This is a genomic window from Endozoicomonas sp. SESOKO1, assembly GCF_024606265.1.
GTDB lineage: Bacteria > Pseudomonadota > Gammaproteobacteria > Pseudomonadales > Endozoicomonadaceae > Endozoicomonas.
Genome location: NZ_JAHHPP010000026.1, coordinates 1 through 1,313, shown reverse-complemented (window position 1 = coordinate 1,313; position 1,313 = coordinate 1). Strand labels below are relative to the sequence as shown.

At 52.6% G+C, this 1,313-nt stretch carries 2 protein-coding genes; one reads left to right on the top strand and one right to left on the bottom strand.

The window, feature by feature from the left end; all coding sequences use genetic code 11:
* A partial coding sequence (locus KDK13_RS01695) for an efflux RND transporter permease subunit (protein ID WP_257283042.1) occupies positions 1-725 on the top strand: 725 nt, incomplete at its 5' end.
* Between the two features lie 83 nt (positions 726-808).
* Here the strand turns inward: KDK13_RS01695 and tnpA are convergent.
* Complete coding sequence (gene tnpA, locus KDK13_RS01690; RefSeq protein WP_257283041.1) at positions 809-1,237, bottom strand: IS200/IS605 family transposase; 429 nt, start codon at positions 1,235-1,237, stop codon at positions 809-811.
* Between the last annotated feature and the right edge of the window lie 76 nt (positions 1,238-1,313).

The following is a 1,313-nucleotide window of genomic DNA, read 5'->3' as shown; positions in this document are numbered from 1 at the left end:
ACCGACATCACTGCCGCCAACAATTTGCAGGTCAACCGGCCGGCAGGAGGGCCGCCACTGTCAATATCAAACTCGATCTGGGCCAGGCCCGTGATGCTTTTGGCCTGCTCTTCCCAATCAGCAACAATCTGCTCAGCATTACGCTCTCTTTTGTTGGCGGCAGTGATGTCGGTCGGGAGCAGTTGGCTGACGACCTGGTGAAGTTTCTGGAGTCCACGCCGGGTACCAGCCGGGTTCGACGAGATCTTAATGAGCCATCGCCCCAGGTACAGGCCACACTGCAATACGATTGGCTGAATTACTACGGTATCAGCGCCGCGACTGTGGGCGACATCCTTAAGTACGCCATTGATGGCCAGCAGGTAACCCGGGTGTTCAATGGTGAGGAGGAAGTGAATTTCCGCGTCGCCCTGGCCGAAGGTGACCAATCCTTTAATCAGCTGAACGACCTGCTGGTACGCGGCGGCAACAACCAGCTGGTGCCATTGGGAAAACTGGTGCGCTGGGATTTTACCGATGCCCGGGCCAGTATTGACCACTTTAATGGCAAGCGAGTGATCCGTGTCTCTTCCGGAGTGGATGCCACAGTGACCGACCCGCTGGCGGTGTTCAGCGCTGTTCAGGCCGCATTTGCCGGCAAAGACTACCAGGGCGCTTCGATTGTTGCCGACGGCCAGATTCAGGAAACCCGCGATGCACAACGGGGATTAGCAAAATCGTCGTAAACCCTCGCCCAATCGGGCGGGGATATAAGACGGGAAGGCCGGGCCGCGAAGGCGTAGAGCCTTCCGCCATCAGGTTTGCACTATCAATCAGGTGTACTCTGACTATTCACGTACTCTTTGAGAGTTTCGATAGTCGCCCCTCCTGCACTGCAAGCAAAGTACGCCCTTGACCATAGCCGGCCTGATTTACTTTGAGTCGTAAGGTGGGTGTTCAATATTCGCAATTGCCTTGATGATGTTGATTTCAGGTTGTTTACCATGACACTGACAGCCAGTTTCGGTGGGTAGGCAATCAGTAAATGGACATGGTCTTTCTCTCCATCCATTTCCAGTAAATCACACTCCAATTTTACGCAGGCACTTTCGAACGCATCACGTAATTGTTGAATCATGTACCCATCAAACAGCTTGCGTCTGTACTTTGTAGTGAACACTAAATGAACAACCAGCTTGGTGACACTATGCCTGCGTCGGAGGTGGTCTTTTAACAAATCTTTGTTTTGCGCACTCACTTGATAATGGCCATTAATAGCTAGTGCTTGTCCGAAAACCCATCAGCCATTGAAAACAGCAGTCTGTGGCCTTACT